Source organism: Dactylosporangium sp. NPDC049742 (assembly GCF_040674675.1).
Classification (GTDB): Bacteria; Actinomycetota; Actinomycetes; order Mycobacteriales; family Micromonosporaceae; genus Dactylosporangium; species Dactylosporangium maewongense.
In genome coordinates this window covers 205,418-219,344 of sequence record NZ_JBFANF010000003.1, presented here as the reverse complement: position 1 = coordinate 219,344, position 13,927 = coordinate 205,418, and the positions used below count along the sequence as shown (strand labels likewise).

General features: G+C 76.7%; 10 protein-coding genes. 5 read left to right on the top strand and 5 right to left on the bottom strand.

The window, feature by feature from the left end; translation table 11 throughout:
- Genes AB0J72_RS06320 through chrA form a run of 3 tightly spaced genes read right to left on the bottom strand, consistent with a single transcriptional unit; the run spans window position 1 to window position 2,275 of the window.
- Window positions 1-390: a VOC family protein gene (locus AB0J72_RS06320; RefSeq protein WP_363395014.1), complete on the bottom strand. Its 390-nt coding sequence runs from the start codon at window positions 388-390 to the stop codon at window positions 1-3.
- The gene (locus tag AB0J72_RS06315; RefSeq protein ID WP_363395011.1) at window positions 390-1,133 is read right to left on the bottom strand and encodes an ArsR family transcriptional regulator; all 744 of its coding nucleotides are present in this window, start codon (window positions 1,131-1,133) and stop codon (window positions 390-392) included. The genes AB0J72_RS06320 and AB0J72_RS06315 overlap by 1 nt, the downstream gene beginning before the upstream one ends.
- Window positions 1,134-1,147: 14 nt before the next feature.
- Window positions 1,148-2,275 (bottom strand): chromate efflux transporter, encoded by a 1,128-nt coding sequence (chrA, locus tag AB0J72_RS06310; RefSeq protein ID WP_363395008.1) that lies wholly within the window; start codon window positions 2,273-2,275, stop codon window positions 1,148-1,150.
- A gap of 243 nt (window positions 2,276-2,518) precedes the next feature.
- Here chrA and AB0J72_RS06305 point away from each other — a divergent pair, with 243 nt between their 5' ends.
- The 3 genes from AB0J72_RS06305 (at window position 2,519) to AB0J72_RS06295 (ending at window position 9,863) form a co-directional block, all read left to right on the top strand.
- Window positions 2,519-4,339, top strand: coding sequence for a BTAD domain-containing putative transcriptional regulator (locus AB0J72_RS06305; RefSeq protein WP_363395005.1), 1,821 nt, complete (start codon window positions 2,519-2,521; stop codon window positions 4,337-4,339).
- 365 nt (window positions 4,340-4,704) lie between these two features.
- Window positions 4,705-7,560 (top strand): BTAD domain-containing putative transcriptional regulator, encoded by a 2,856-nt coding sequence (locus AB0J72_RS06300; RefSeq protein ID WP_363395002.1) that lies wholly within the window; start codon window positions 4,705-4,707, stop codon window positions 7,558-7,560.
- Window positions 7,557-9,863, top strand: a complete 2,307-nt coding sequence (locus AB0J72_RS06295) for a DUF3488 and transglutaminase-like domain-containing protein (protein WP_363394999.1) — start codon at window positions 7,557-7,559, stop codon at window positions 9,861-9,863. Before AB0J72_RS06300 ends, AB0J72_RS06295 begins: the two co-directional genes overlap by 4 nt.
- 167 nt (window positions 9,864-10,030) lie before the next feature.
- Here the strand turns inward: AB0J72_RS06295 and AB0J72_RS06290 are convergent, their stop codons facing one another.
- Window positions 10,031-10,930 (bottom strand): hypothetical protein, encoded by a 900-nt coding sequence (locus tag AB0J72_RS06290; RefSeq protein ID WP_363394996.1) that lies wholly within the window; start codon window positions 10,928-10,930, stop codon window positions 10,031-10,033.
- Between the two features lie 142 nt (window positions 10,931-11,072).
- Here AB0J72_RS06290 and AB0J72_RS06285 point away from each other — a divergent pair, with 142 nt between their 5' ends.
- Window positions 11,073-12,047, top strand: coding sequence for a hypothetical protein (locus tag AB0J72_RS06285; protein WP_363394993.1), 975 nt, complete (start codon window positions 11,073-11,075; stop codon window positions 12,045-12,047).
- 9 nt (window positions 12,048-12,056) lie between these two features.
- Here the strand turns inward: AB0J72_RS06285 and AB0J72_RS06280 are convergent, their stop codons facing one another.
- Window positions 12,057-12,518 (bottom strand): peroxiredoxin, encoded by a 462-nt coding sequence (locus tag AB0J72_RS06280; protein ID WP_344509434.1) that lies wholly within the window; start codon window positions 12,516-12,518, stop codon window positions 12,057-12,059.
- A gap of 136 nt (window positions 12,519-12,654) precedes the next feature.
- On the opposite strand from AB0J72_RS06280, the gene AB0J72_RS06275 reads away from it, so the two are divergent.
- The gene (locus AB0J72_RS06275; protein ID WP_363394990.1) at window positions 12,655-13,920 is read left to right on the top strand and encodes a hypothetical protein; all 1,266 of its coding nucleotides are present in this window, start codon (window positions 12,655-12,657) and stop codon (window positions 13,918-13,920) included.
- The last annotated feature ends 7 nt before the right edge of the window (window positions 13,921-13,927 follow it).

The following is a 13,927-nucleotide window of genomic DNA, read 5'->3' as shown; positions in this document are numbered from 1 at the left end:
TCAGGCGGCGGGCTGGAACAGCTCGATCACGTTGCCGGACGGGTCCTGCAGGAGGATCTGGTGGCCGCCGGGGCCGCTCACGATGTCGTTGCGGAAGGTGAGGCCGGCGGCGCGCAGGCGGGCGACCTCGGCGGCGAGGTCGTCGACGAGGAGATGGATCCGGTTCCAGCCGCCGGGTCCGGGCACCGCGCCGTCGGGCATGGGGCGGCCGGCGGAGCTGGCGGGGCCGCTCAGCAGGAGGCGGAGCCGGCCGCGGACCACGTCGGCGAAGGCCGGCGCGGCGTCGGTCCTGACCGTGAAGCCCAGGTGGGTGGTGTAGAACGCGACGGCGGCCGGGACGTCGCCGACCATGTACCGGACGTGGACCAGATCCTTCAGTTCGAGGCTCATCACTGCGACCTTTCGAGGGTGCTGTCGATGGCGTGCAGCAGGAAGGTGATGCGGGTCGTCAGGTCTTCGGCGGTGCGGGCGAACGGCGACGGCTCGGTCGAGGTCGCCGGGTCGGGCAGGCTCCAGTGGGCGAGGGTGGGCGCGCCGGCGAACGCGGGGCGCAGCTCGCGGACGCGGTCGCACAGGCTGATCACGTGGTCGAAGGGCTCGTCCGCGAAGACGCTCAGGTGCTTCGGGTGGCGGCCGGCGATGTCGATGCCGGCGGCGCGCATGACGCGGACCGCCTCGGGGTGGACGGGCTTGGGGGCGCTGCCGGCGCTGGCGGCCCGGACCCTGCCGCCGCCCAGCCGCTCCAGCAGCGCCTCGGCCATCTGGGAGCGGGAGCTGTTGCCCGTGCACAGGAACAGCACGCGGACGGGGGTGCGGGGGAAGGACGGCGGCGGCTCCGCGGGGGCGAGGCGCACGCCGGGATGCAACGCCAGACCGGCCGAGGCGAGCTGTGAGCGGTACTCGACCAGGTCGAGGCTGTAATACGTGTCGCGCTTGTCGGCGGAGCTGCGCCGGGTCCGGACCAGGCCGCCGGAGCGCAGCTGGGCGAGGTGGTAGGAGGTCAGGCTCTGCCGCTGGCCGACCAGCGCCGCCAGCTCGCCGACCTGCCGGTCGCTGCGCGACAGCTCCCGCAGCAGCTGCCACCGCACGGGATGCCCGGCCAGGCGCAGCACGCCCGGTGGTGAATCCTCCACGAACACAGACTACATCAAATCAAACTGATGGTTACGCCGATCGCGGCGGCGATGAGGAGGGTGGGGACGACGCCCCGGCGCAGGGGTAGCAGCAGGACCGCGGCGCCGGCGAGGACGGCGTACTGCCACGGCTCGTGCAGCGCGAGGGTGAGCAGGATCGCGGAGCCGAGGATCGCGCCGATGGCGGCGGGGCCGGCGCCGTCGAGGAACGCCCGGACCCGCGCGTCGCCGCGCAGGCGGTCGAAGCGGTGCGCGCCGAGCAGGATGAACGCGAACGACGGGCTGAACGCCACGACCGAGGCGAGCACGCCGCCGCCGATGCCCGCCGCGGCGTAGCCGACCACCGCGACGGTGTGCACGACGGGGCCCGGCGTGATCTGCCCGAGCGCGACCGCGTTGAGGAACTGCGCGTCGGTCATCCAGTGGAAGCGGTCGACGGCGTCGGCCCGCATCAGCGGGATGATGACGAAGCCGCCACCGTACGACAGCGCACCGACCTTCAGCGCCACCCAGGCGATCGACAGCAGCACTCCCCCGCCCGCGCCGGCCGCGGCCAGCAGCGGCAGGCCGGGAGCGCTCCGGGGGCCGGCGACGGTGAGCGCGGCCTCCAGCACGCCGCAGGCGAGCAGGACGAGGACGAGCCACGGTCCGAGGGTCGCCGCGGCCACGATCCCGACGGCGACGTACAGCACCCAGCGCACCTTGCTGCCCGTCTGCCAGGCCCGCTGCCGGCTCGCCGGGAGGAGGCTCCAGCCGGCCTGGACCGCGACCGCCGCGACGGCCGCGCCGGCGCCGGCCCCGGCACCACGCACCCACGCGGGCGGCGACCCGGCCAGGAACAGCACGGACAGGGCGAGGATCAGGACCAGGCCCGGCACGATGAACGCGGCCCCGCCGACGAGCGCGCCGACCCGCCCGCGGACCCGCCACGCGCAGAAGATGGCGAGCTGGGTCGAGGCCGGGCCGGGCAGCAGGTTGCAGGCCGCGACCGCGTCCTCGAACTCGGTCGCGTCCAGCCACCGGCGGCGGTCCACGCACAGCTGCCGCAGCAGCGCGATGTGCGAGGGCGGGCCGCCGAAGCCGACGCAGCCGATCCGCCCCCACTCCTTGAGCACGGTGAGCAGTCCGACCTGAGGGTCCACGACGAGCACCATACACCAGTCCAGTTTGATGTACTTGCGCCCCGACGGCCGTCTGTCGCGGTCGGCCGGCCACCCCCGGCGGCGAGGTCGTCAGGCCCCGAAGGAACGGGCTGACCAGGGCGTTGAGGTTCCCGCAGGGTTTCGGCAGGGTCCCCGCGGCAACATCGCCGGTGACCACTGATCCCAGTGGGTCATCGGGGGAACGCGCGCCGGTCCCGGCCGGCGCGCGTTACGACCACGGGGATGCCGATGTCGTTCTCGTTCCAGATCCTCGGGCAGCTCACGGTGCGGTCCGGTGCGGTCCCGGTCGAGCTGCCCGCCGGCAAGCCGCAGGCGCTGCTCGCCGCGCTGCTGCTCAACGCCAACCGCCTCGTCCCGGTCGACCGGCTCGTCGCCGCGCTGTGGGACGAGGCGCCGCCCCGCTCGGCGGTGGCGAACGTCCGCACGTACGCGGTCCGCGTCCGCAAGCTGCTCGCCGACCCGGAGACGGTCGCCGGCTCGCGGCTGCTCGGCCAGGAGCGGGCCTACCGGATCGCGGTCCAGCCCGGCGAGCTCGACCTGGCCGAGTTCACGGAGCTGGCCGCGCAGGGCCGCGCGGCACTGCGGGCCGGCGACGCGTCGCGGGCGGTCGAGCGGCTCATCGCCGCCCTCGCGTGCTGGCGCGACGACCACGCGGGCGTCGGCCTGCCCCGGCCCGGCGGGCTCGGGCAGCGCCTCGCCGCGGTCGACGACGAGCGGCTGCGCACCGTCGAGGACCTCGTCGACGCTCGGCTCGCCCTGCAGCACCACGAGGTCCTCATCGGCGAGCTGCGGCGCACCGTCGTGGAGCACCCGCTGCGCGAACGCACCTGGGGGCAGCTGATGCGCGCCCTGTACCGCGCCGGCGACGTCTCCGGCGCGCTGCACTGCTTCCTGGAGGCGCGGGCCGCGCTGCGCGAGCGGATGGGCGTCGACCCGGGCCCGGAGCTGCGGCGCCTGCACGCGGCGATGCTGGCCCGCGACCCGGCGCTCGACGAGACCGCGCCGTGCCAGCCGTTCGCGGCGCATCCCGGGACGCCGGTCTTCGCGGCGCCGCCGACGCTCCCGGTCCCCGCGCACCGGCCGCGGCCGGAACCGCCGCGGCAGCTGCCGCCCGGCCCCGCGGTGCTGGTCGGGCGCGAGCCGGCGGTGGACGCCGTCCTCGCGGCGGTCGCCACCGGCGCCCGGGTCGTCTGCGTCTCCGGGCCGCCGGGCGTCGGCGCGTCCGCGTTCGCCGTGCACGCCGCACACCTGCTCGCCGACAGGTACCCGGACGGGCAGCTCTTCGTGCGGCTGGGCACCGCCGACCCGGCCGCGGCCGCGGCGCACCTGCTGCACTCGCTCGGCGTCGCCGACGAGACGGTCCCGCGCGGGCTCGCCGCCCGCACCGCCCGCCTGCGGACCGCGCTCGCGAGCCGCCGGGTGCTGCTGCTCGTCGACGGCGTCGACGACGTCGCGCAGGTCCGGCCGCTGCTGCCCGCCGCACCCGGGTGCCTCGCGGTGGTCGCCGCCAGCCGGCCGTTGCCGACGATCGACGGCGTCGCACTGGTGCCGCTGGACCCCCTGTCCCGGTCCGATTCCGTCGCGCTGCTGCTCGGCTCGCTCGGGCCCGCGGAGGATCCGGTGGCGCTCGACGAGGTCGCCGCCCACTGCGAGGGCCTGCCGGCGGCGCTGCGCATCGTCGTGGCGCGGATGCTGGGCCGCCCGGACCGGTCCGCGGCCGCGTGCGCCCGGCGGCTGCGGGCGCCGGAGCGCCGGCTCGACGAGCTGCGCGCGCACGACCTGTCGATCCGGGAGAGCCTCGCCGCCCGCTGCGCCACGGTCAGCGTCGCCGCGATGGACGCGCTGCGGACCCTCGCCAGTCTGCCGCAGCCGGTGACGACGCACGACCTCGCCGCCGCGTCCACGCTGAGCCCCGACCGGGCCGGCGACGCGCTCGACGAGCTGGTCGACGCGCGGCTCGTCACCGCCGACGGCACCGGCGGCCACCGTGCCGGCGACCTCGTCCGCCTGTTCGCCGCGCGGATGGCCCCGGCCGATGTATAGCGGTGCCGGGGACGTTGTATCCGCCCTGGACCCGCTCCGTCCGTAAGCCCCGCCGGGACCGGCCGCCGGACGGCCAGAACTGGCCGGTCAGGCGGTGGGTGCCGTGGCCGCCCGAGACGCACGGTGCCGTCGTCCCGCGGGCGATGCGGTGCTTCGCCGGCGCCGTCGCCCGCGAGGCCGGGCAGCCGGAAAGTGTCGTAGCCCGCGAGGCCGGGCAGCCGGTCGCCGATCTTGCGGGCGGCGCACGCACCGCCGTCCACCTCCCCCGATGCCGCGCCGGCGGTCTCCGCGCCGCCGGCACCTGCCGTAGGATGCGTCGATACGCCGGACCGGCATCGCCGATACAACGGGGGACGGGGAGGTCCATGGAGTTCCGGCTGCTCGGACCGATCGAGGCGTGGACCGCAACCCGACGGCTGGACGCCGGGCCGCCGCGCCAGCGCCTGGTGCTCGCGGCGGTGGCGGCCGACGCCGGCCGGCTCGTGCCGATCGAGACCATCATCGACCGGGTCTGGGCCGGCGACGCGCCCGACCGCGCCAGGCACGCGCTGTACGTGTACGTCGCCCGGCTCCGCGGCGCCCTGCAGGACGACGGCGCGTCGCCGCTGGTCCGCCGCTCCGGCGGCTACGTCCTCGACGTCGACCCGGAGGCCGTGGACCTGCACCGGTTCCGGGCCCTCGCCGAGCGGGCCCGCGACCCGCGGACCCCCGACCCCGCCCGGGTCGCGGCGCTGCGGCAGGCCCTGGACCTGTGGCGGGGCGCGCCGCTCGCCGACGTGGCCGGCCCGTGGGCCGAGCGCATGCGCGAGAGCTGGCGCCAGCAGCGCCTCGACGCCGCGGTCGCCTGGGCGCAGGCAGCGCTGCGGCTCGGCGAAGGCGGAGGCGCAGGCGGAGGCGCAGGCGGAGGCGCAGGCGGAGGCGCAGGCGGAGGCGCAGGCGGAGGCGGCGGCACGGGCGCGGTGGAACCGCTTATCGGACCGCTGACCGAGCTGGCCGCGGAGCACCCCTACGCAGAGTCCCTCGCCGCGGCCCTCATCGAGGCGCTGCACGAGAGCGGGCACCAGGCGGAGGCGCTCGACCGGTACACCAGACTCCGCCGCAAACTCGTCGACGACCTGGGCACCGAGCCGGGCGCGGAGCTGCGCGACCTGCACGCCCGGCTGCTGCGGCAGGCCGGCACCCCCGAAACCCCGGCGCCGCAGCCCGCCGCGCCCGTGCCGGCCGCCGCGCAGCTCCCCCTCGACCTGCACAGCTTCACGGGCCGGACGGCCGAGCTCGACCGCCTCGACGCGATCCTCGAGGAGGCCGTCGTCCTCGCCACGGTCACCGGCACCGCGGGCGTCGGCAAGACCAGCCTCACCGTCCACTGGGCGCACCGCGTCGCCGGCCGCTTCCCCGACGGGCAGCTCTACGCCGACCTCAACGGCTTCGGCGGCGCCGACACCGTCGTCACGCCCGCCCAGGCGGTCCGCGGGTTCCTCGACGCGCTGGGTGTGCCGCCGCGGCGCGTCCCGGCCGACCTGGCCGCGCAGACCGCGCTGTTCCGCAGCCTGACCTCGGGCCGGCGCATCCTCATCGTGCTCGACAACGCCCGGGACGCCGACCACGCCCGGCCGCTGCTGCCCGGCGGCCCCGGCTGCCTCGTCGTCGTCACCAGCCGGACCAACCTCGCGGGGCTCATCGCCGCCGAGGGCGCCCAGCCGGTCCCGCTCGACCTGCTGACCCACGGGGAGGCGACGCGCCTGCTCGCCCGGCGGCTCGGCCGCGCCCGCCTCGACGCCGAGCCGTCCGCCGTCGACGAGATCGTGGCCGCCTGCGCCGGCCTGCCGCTCGCCCTGGCGATCGTCGCCGCACGCGCCGCGCTGCGCCCGCACCAGCCGCTCGCCGACCTCGCCGCCGAGCTGCGCGACGACCTCGACCAGTTCGACGTCGGCGACACCCGCGGCGACGTGCGGGCCGTGTTCTCCTCGTCGTACCGCACCCTGAGCGACGCCGCGGCCCGCCTGTTCCGGCTGATCGGCCTGCACCCCGGCCCGGACATCAGCGCGCCGGCCGCGGCGAGCCTGCTCGGCGTGCCGGTGAAGGAGGCGAGGACGCTGCTCGCCGACCTCGTCCGGGCGCACCTGCTCACCGAGCCGGCCGCCGGCCGGTTCGCCGCGCACGACCTGCTGCGCCGGTACGCGGCCGAGCTGGCGGCCAAGGACCCGGCCGGCGAGCGCACCGCGGCGGTGCGGCGGCTGCTGGAGTACTACCTGCACACCGCGTTCGCCGCGACCACGCTCCAGCACCCGTTCCAGGTCCGCGTCCCCGACCCGGCGCCGCCGTCGGCCGGTGTCGTGCCGCCCGCGCTCGCCGACCAGGCGGCCGCGAGCCGGTGGATCGCCGCCGAGTACCCGGTGCTCATCGCCGCCGTCCACGCGGCCGCCACGACCGGGTTCGACTCGCTCGCCTGGCAGATCGCCTGGACGCTCACGAACTTCTTCCAGCGGCAGGGCCGCCACCACGACTGGATCGCCACGCAGCGCGTCGCGCTCGCGGCGGCGCACCGCTGCGGCGACCGGCACGGCGAGGCGCACCTGCAGCGGGTCCTGGGCCGCGGCCACCTCGCCCTGGCCAACTACGACGACGCGCACGCCGCGCTCACCGCGTCGCTGGAGCTGTTCCGTGGGCTCGACGACCCCGTCGGCCGGGCCGCGACCCACCTGAACCTCGGCGAGGTGCACGAGGCGCAGGGCGACAACGCGGCGGCGCTCGACCACGCCGAGCAGGCCCTCGCGCTGTACCGCACGACCGACCGGCCCTCCAGTCTCGCCTACGCGTTGAACGCGTCCGCCTGGTACCACATCGAGCTCGGCGACCCGGGCCAGGCGGTCGGGCACTGCCGGCAGGCGCTCGCCCTGCAGCAGAAGATCGACGACCGGCACGGGCAGGCCGCGACCCTCGACACGCTCGCCTACGCCCACCACCGCATGGGCGCGTTCGCGGACGCGATCGCCTGCTACCGCCGCGCCGTCGCCCTCACCCACGCCCTCGCCGACAGCCCCAACGAGGCCGGCATCGGCGACCGGCTCGGCGACGCCCTCTTCGACGCCGGCGACCTGCCGGCCGCGCAGGCCGAGTGGCGCAAGGCGATGAAGATCTACGACGAGCTGACCCACCCGGCGGCCGACAAGATCCGCGCCAAGCTGGCCGCGCGGCTGCCCCAGGGGGTGACCGGATGACAACGCACGACCGCGCGCCGCGGCGGCTCACCCTGGTCGCGGCCGGCTCGACGCTGCTGGCCGCGCTGCCGGTCGGCACGCTCTTCGACCACGCCACCTGGGCGCTGCACGCCGCCCTCGTCGTGGCCGCGATGTGCGCCACCGGCCTGCTCGTGCGCAGCGTCCGCGCGCCGTCCTGGGCGCCGACCCCGGCCATGGCGCTCGCCGGCCTGCTCGTCCTGACCTGGTCGTTCCGCAGCGGCCACGAGTACGCGGGGGTCATCCCCGCACCGGGCACCTTCGCCCACTTCCGTGACCTGCTGCGGACCGCCGCCGCCGACCTGGCCAGGTTCGCGCCGCCGGTCACCGACCGCGAAGGCCTCATGTTCCTGGCGGCCCTCGGCGTCGCCGCCGTCGCGCTCCTCGTCGACCTGCTCGCGGTCGTGCAGCGCCGGCCCGCCCTCGCCGGCCTGCCGATGCTGGCCGTCTACGCCGTGCCGGTCACCGCGAGCAGCGCGAGCACCAGCTGGCTGCCGTTCGTCCTCGGCGCCGCGGGCTTCCTGTGGCTGCTCGGCACCGACAGCCTCGACCGGGTCGACGGGTTCGGGCGCCGGCTCGGCAGCGCCGGGCCGCGGACGCCGTCGCCGCTCGCCGCGGCCGGGCGGCGGCTCGGCGCCGCCGGGGTGGGCCTCGCCGTCCTCGTGCCGCTGGTCCCCTTCGCGCTGCCCGGCATCGGCCTCGACCGGCTCGGTGGCGCCGGTGCCCCCGGCGGCGGCGAGGTGAGCATGGTCGCCGCGTTCGCCGCGCGGCTGCGGCAGGGCCCCACGACCGACATGGTGCGGGTGACGGGCGCGACCGACCCCGACCCGTACTACCTGCGCCTCGGCGTCCTGGAGCAGCTGACCCGTCAGGGCTTCACCGCCCGCCCGCCCGGCGACACCGGCCGGCTCACCGGACCGGACTGGGGCGCGTCGGTCCGCAGCACCGCCTACCGGGCCGACATCGAGATCGTCAGCGGTCTCGGCGATGGTCTGCTGCCGGTGTACGCCTGGCCGACGAGCATCACCGGCGCGGGCGCCGGCTGGCGCTTCGACGGGCGGACCGGCGTCGTGCACGCCGAGCGGCGGGCCGCCCCCGGGCTGCGGTACACGGTCGGCTACGTGCGGCCCGACGTCACGCCCGGCGACCTGCGCGGGGCCGCCCCGGTCGACCCCGGCGACCCGGCATTCAAGGACACCCTCGCCGTGCCCGACGACCCGGCCGTCCGGTCCATCGTGGAGCGGCTGGTCCAGGGCCGGGCGACGCCGTACGACCGGCTCGACGCGATCCACGCGTTCTTCGCGCCGTTCACCTACGACACGCGGGTGGACGCGGACCTCGACCTGGCCGGGTTCCTGCGGACCAGGCGCGGGTTCTGCGTCCAGTACGCCGCCGCGTTCGGCTGGCTGCTGCGCGCCGCGGGGATCCCGTCGCGGGTCGTGATCGGCTTCGCCCGCGGCACCCGCAGCGGCGGCACGACCACGATGACCAACCGCGACCTGCACGCCTGGACCGAGGCGTACTTCCCCGGCTTCGGCTGGCTGCCGTTCGACGCGACCCCGGCGGGGGCGATCGCCGGCTCGGCGTCCACCGCGTACCTGCCGGGCCCGGCCGCCACCGCCGCCCCCACCGCCGCTGCCACCGACGGGCGGCCGGGCGGCTCCGTGGCCCGCCCCACCACGTCCGCGGCGCCCGCTCCGACCGCCGCAGCGGAGCCGTCGGCGCCCGCCCCGGACGCTTCCGGCCCGGCGACGGCGGTCGTCCTGTGGGTGCTCGGCGGCGCGATCGCCGTGCTGCTCCTGCTCGTCCCGGCGGCGCTGCGCGGGCGGGTCCGGCGGGCGCGGCTGGCCCGCGCGTCGGCCGCGACGCCGGGCGAGGAGGCCGCGAGGGCGCGCGCCCACCACGCCTGGGACGAGCTGATCGACACGATGCTCGACTACCGGGTGCCCGTCCACGACGGCGAGTCACCGCGCGCCACCGTCGCCCGCCTGGTCGTCGACGGCCGGCTCCGGGTCGAGACCCGCGCCGGTGTCCGGCTGCTCAACGAGGTCGAGGAGCACGCCCGGTACGCCCGCCGCCCCCTGCCCACCCCCGAGCTGCGGGCCGCGCTGGGTGCGGTCCGCGCCGACCTGGCCGGGCACGCCACCGCCGCGACCCGGGTGCGGGCGGTCCTGCTGCCACCGTCCCTGCTCCGCCGCCGCCCACCGGCCGGCGCGGCAACCGCGCGGTCGTTGCCCCGGACCCCACCGCACGCGACCTCGCGCCACCGTCCGCCGCCTCGCTGACCGCCGCACTCGGTCGATCGCGCGCCTCGGCCCGCGACAGCAACGGCGCCAACGAGACCGCCACCAACCGCTGATGCGGTCGCCGCGCGGGGAGCCAAGGCTGCTTCAACCGTGCGGTCTCGAAGCGCCACGCGGAGCGCAGGCTGCCGACCCCGGTGCCCCGGCCCTCACCGGCGACGGACACCCGACGGCACCCCACGACCGATGGCCACCCCGGCAGCGACACCCGCGGACGGAGCCGTCGCGGCAGCGACGGCGGCGGGTGGGGCCGTCGTGGTGGCGGGTGTGAAGCGCGGTGGCGGCACGAGCAGCGGCAGCGTCGCCAGCAGGCGCTCGGGCGGGGTCAGCCGGCCGCCGCCGCGGGCCGCGCACCCGTCGCACGGCGGCAGGTGGCGGGCGATCCGCTTGCGCCACAACGGGTCCGGGCGGCCGTCCCAGGACGCCGTCAGGTCGGCCAGCGCCGGGCACCCCGGCCGGGCGTGCAGCACCGCCACGACCCGCCGGGCGGTGTCGAGCTGTTCGCGCATGCGCTGCACCCGCACCGCCACGTGCGCGACCGGCAGGGCCACCGCCGCCGCCACGTCGGCCCGGCTCAGGTGCCCGCCGACCTCGAGCCACCACAGCGACAGCAGGTCCCGGTAGGACGGGTCCAGCCAGCGCGTCGCGTCGGCGACGTCCCGCTGCTCGTGGGTCAGCGCCTGGCGCAGCATGACGAGGCCGATGAAGTCCGAGGCCGGGTCGGGCCGCTCGGCGAGGTCCCCGAACCGGCTCTCCCGGGCCAGCCGCCGGCGGCGCGCGGCGGCGCGGGCGTCGGTCAGGTGCCGCAGCGCGACCGTGACCACCCGGGCGCGTAGCCGGGCCGGTTCCCGCGCCACCACCGGCCCCGCCGCGAGGCCGGTCATCGCGTCCCGGACGATGTCGTCGACGTCCAGGTCCCGGTCCGCGGCCCGGCCCACCACGCTGTACACCAGCGGCAGGAACCGCGCGGCCAACTCCCGCATCGCCGCCCGGTCCCCGTCGCGGGCCGCCGCCGCGAGCTCGCCCTCGTGTCGTGCCGCTGTGTCCACTGCCGGCTCCCGGTCCGTCGCGCGCTGCCACGGGCGCCCGCGGACGCCCCCTTCGCGCACAACAGACCGGAACCGGGCCCACTGGATAACAGTTTCTTGCGCACGACGACGGCACCGGGGGCGCGTGCGGCAGGATGCGTTCGTGGGCGAGCAGGCATGGGACGGCACGACCAAGGCAGACACCACCGCGGGCACGACGCCGGCAGGCATGGCGCGACGGCAGCGGCTCGCCGACTGCGCGAAGCGCTACGACTGGGCCGGTGTCTTCGCGGTACTGGCGGACGAGCCCGGACTGGTGAACTCGGCCCGCCCCGGCGGCGCGTCCTGGTTCGCGCCGCTGCACCAGGCGGCGCACGGCGGCGCGCCCGTCGAGGTCGTGGAGCGGCTCGTCGCGCTCGGCGCCTGGCGCGGGCTGCGGACCGCCGCCGGGGACCGCCCCGCCGACCTCGCCCGGCGCGCGAACCACGCGCACCTCGCCGCGGTGCTCGAGCCGCCGCGGCGCTTCGACGTGCCCGCCGGGACGCTGCGCCGCATCCAGGTGTTCTTCCACGCGGTGGTCCGGGCCCGCGTGCAGCACCTCGTCGACCAGCACGCCCTGCGGCTGCCGGAGCTGGAGGTGCTGCTGGAGCTGGCCGAGCCGCGGATGTCGTTCCAGGTGCCGGGCATGCACGGGCGGTTCGAGCTCCGCCTCGACCCGGCCGGGCCGGACACCAGGTTGATCGTCGACGTGTTCGCCGAGCGGCACGAGGTCACCGCGCGGGAGGTGCGCGTGCGGGAGCGGCCCGACCCGCCGCTCGTCGCGGTGCCCGGGGAGGGTGCCGGGTTCCCGGAGCTGGTGACGTTCGCCCACACGTACAACGGCTACGACCTGCACGGTGGCTCCGAAGGCCTCGCCGAGGTGGTCGCCCCGGCGCGCCGCGACTGGGAGCGCACCGGCGACCTGCCCGGCGACCTCGACGTGCTGCGCGCGTGCCTGTTCTTCCAGCAGCGGTCGCACTACTGGGACGGCGGCTCGTGGGACTTCGGGACCGACCGGTTCGTCGTCGCGCTCCTCGCCCGCATCCGCGAGCTGTCCGGCGGCACGGTGCCGCACCGTTCCCTGAAGGACCCGGGCTGAGCGACGCCCTTACGCGGCCTGCCGCTTGCGGAGCGCGGCGACGGCCTTGTCGGCGTGCACGTCCATCCGGATCTCGCTCTTGATGACCTCGAGGATCGTGCGGTCGGTGTCGATGACGAAGGTGATGCGCTTCGTCGCGGTGAGGCCGAGGGGGCCGCGCCCGACGCCGAACAGGGCCCGCACGACGCCGTCGCGGTCCGACAGCAGCGGATAGCCGAGGCTGTGCTTCTTCGCGAACTCCGCCTGCCGCTCGACCTCGTCGCCGCTGATCCCGACCGGGTGCCCGCCGACGGCCTTGAGCTCGGTGTACACGTCGCGGAAGTGGCACGCCTCGGCGGTGCAGCCGGCGGTCAGCGCCGCCGGGTAGAAGAACAGCACCACCGGCCCGTCCGCGAGCAGGCCGGTGAGCGACCGGGTCACCCCCTGCTCGTCCGCGAGCTCGAAGTCCTCGACGACGTCCCCGACGTTCATGCCGACCATCCCCTCATTGAAGATCCGCGCTCATCCTGTTCGCCGCGCGGGGCGGGCGCAACCGGCGGCTCCCGGAAAGATGCCACACCCGCGGCGGCGGGCCGGCGGGCGGGAGCCGCGCGGCTACGGTCCGGACGTGACCCGATCCCAGTGGACGCGACGGATACGGCAGGCCGACCCGCGCCACGGCGCGCTGCTCGTCCTGTCCGTCGCCGCCGTGACCGCGTTCGCCGTGCTTCTCACGTTACTGGTGCCGCCGGCGCCCACGGCGTACGGTGCCGGAATCGCCCTCACCGGGCCGGTCGTCCGACCCGACGAGAACCCGCTGTTCGCGATCCAGGAGGTCCTGGCCCAGCAGTCGGCGGCGCTGCTGCGCGGCGACCGCGACGGCTACCTGCGGGCGATCGCCGCCGACGACGCGGCGCTGCGGGAGCAGGCCGGGCAGCGGTTCGACTCGCTCACGGCGCTGCGCGTGCGGCGCTGGACGATGGAGACCGCCGACCTGCCGTCCCGCACCGACGACACGTGGCGGGTGCCGGTCGACGTCGGCTACTGCTTCGCCGACGACGACTGCACGCCCGTCCGGCTGCGCGTCGCCACGACGTGGTCGGTGGCGCACGGCCGGCTGCGGCTCTCCGGATACGAGCAGACCCACCGCCCCTGGGACGCGACCACCCTCGCAGTCAAGGAGGGCAGCCGGGTCACCGTCGCCGGCCCGGCCGGCGACGCCGCGGGTGACCCGGTGGTGCTGGAGCAGGTGCTGCGCGCGGCGGAGGCGGCCACCGTCACCGACGACCGCTTCGCCGCCTCGTTCGGCGGCCCGCCGCAGCGGTACTTCGTCTACGTCGCGGGCGAGGAGCAGTGGAAGGACTGGTATGCGGGCGGCGCCGCCAACGCCGGTGCCTACACGATCCCGCTGCAGCCCGGCGCGGCCGACGTCGTCGTCGACCACAAGACGATGACCGACTCGTGGCTGCCCACCCTGATCACCCACGAATTCGCCCATGTCGTGACCCTCGGCGGGATCGCCCCGCCCGGCCCCGCGTGGTGGCTGACCGAGGGCGTCGCCGCGTACATCGCCAACGGCGAGGGTGGCGAGCTGCGCAACGACCTGCCGTCGGTCCGCCGGTACCTGGCGGCCGGCAAGTGGGACGGCTCGCTGATCCTCACCCGCCCGCCGGCGGACGCCACGTTCGACGAGACCGCGGCCCGCTACGGCATCGCCCTGCTCGCCGTCACGTACCTCGCCCAGCGTTACGGCGAGGCGAAGATGCTGGCCTTCTTCACGGAGGTCGTCCGCAAGCGCCGCACCGTCGACACCGCCGCCCAGTCGGTGTTCGGCACCCCCTGGCAGACCGTGTCCACCGACGCCACCGCATCCGTCCGTGCCGCAGCGAACTGAAGGGACA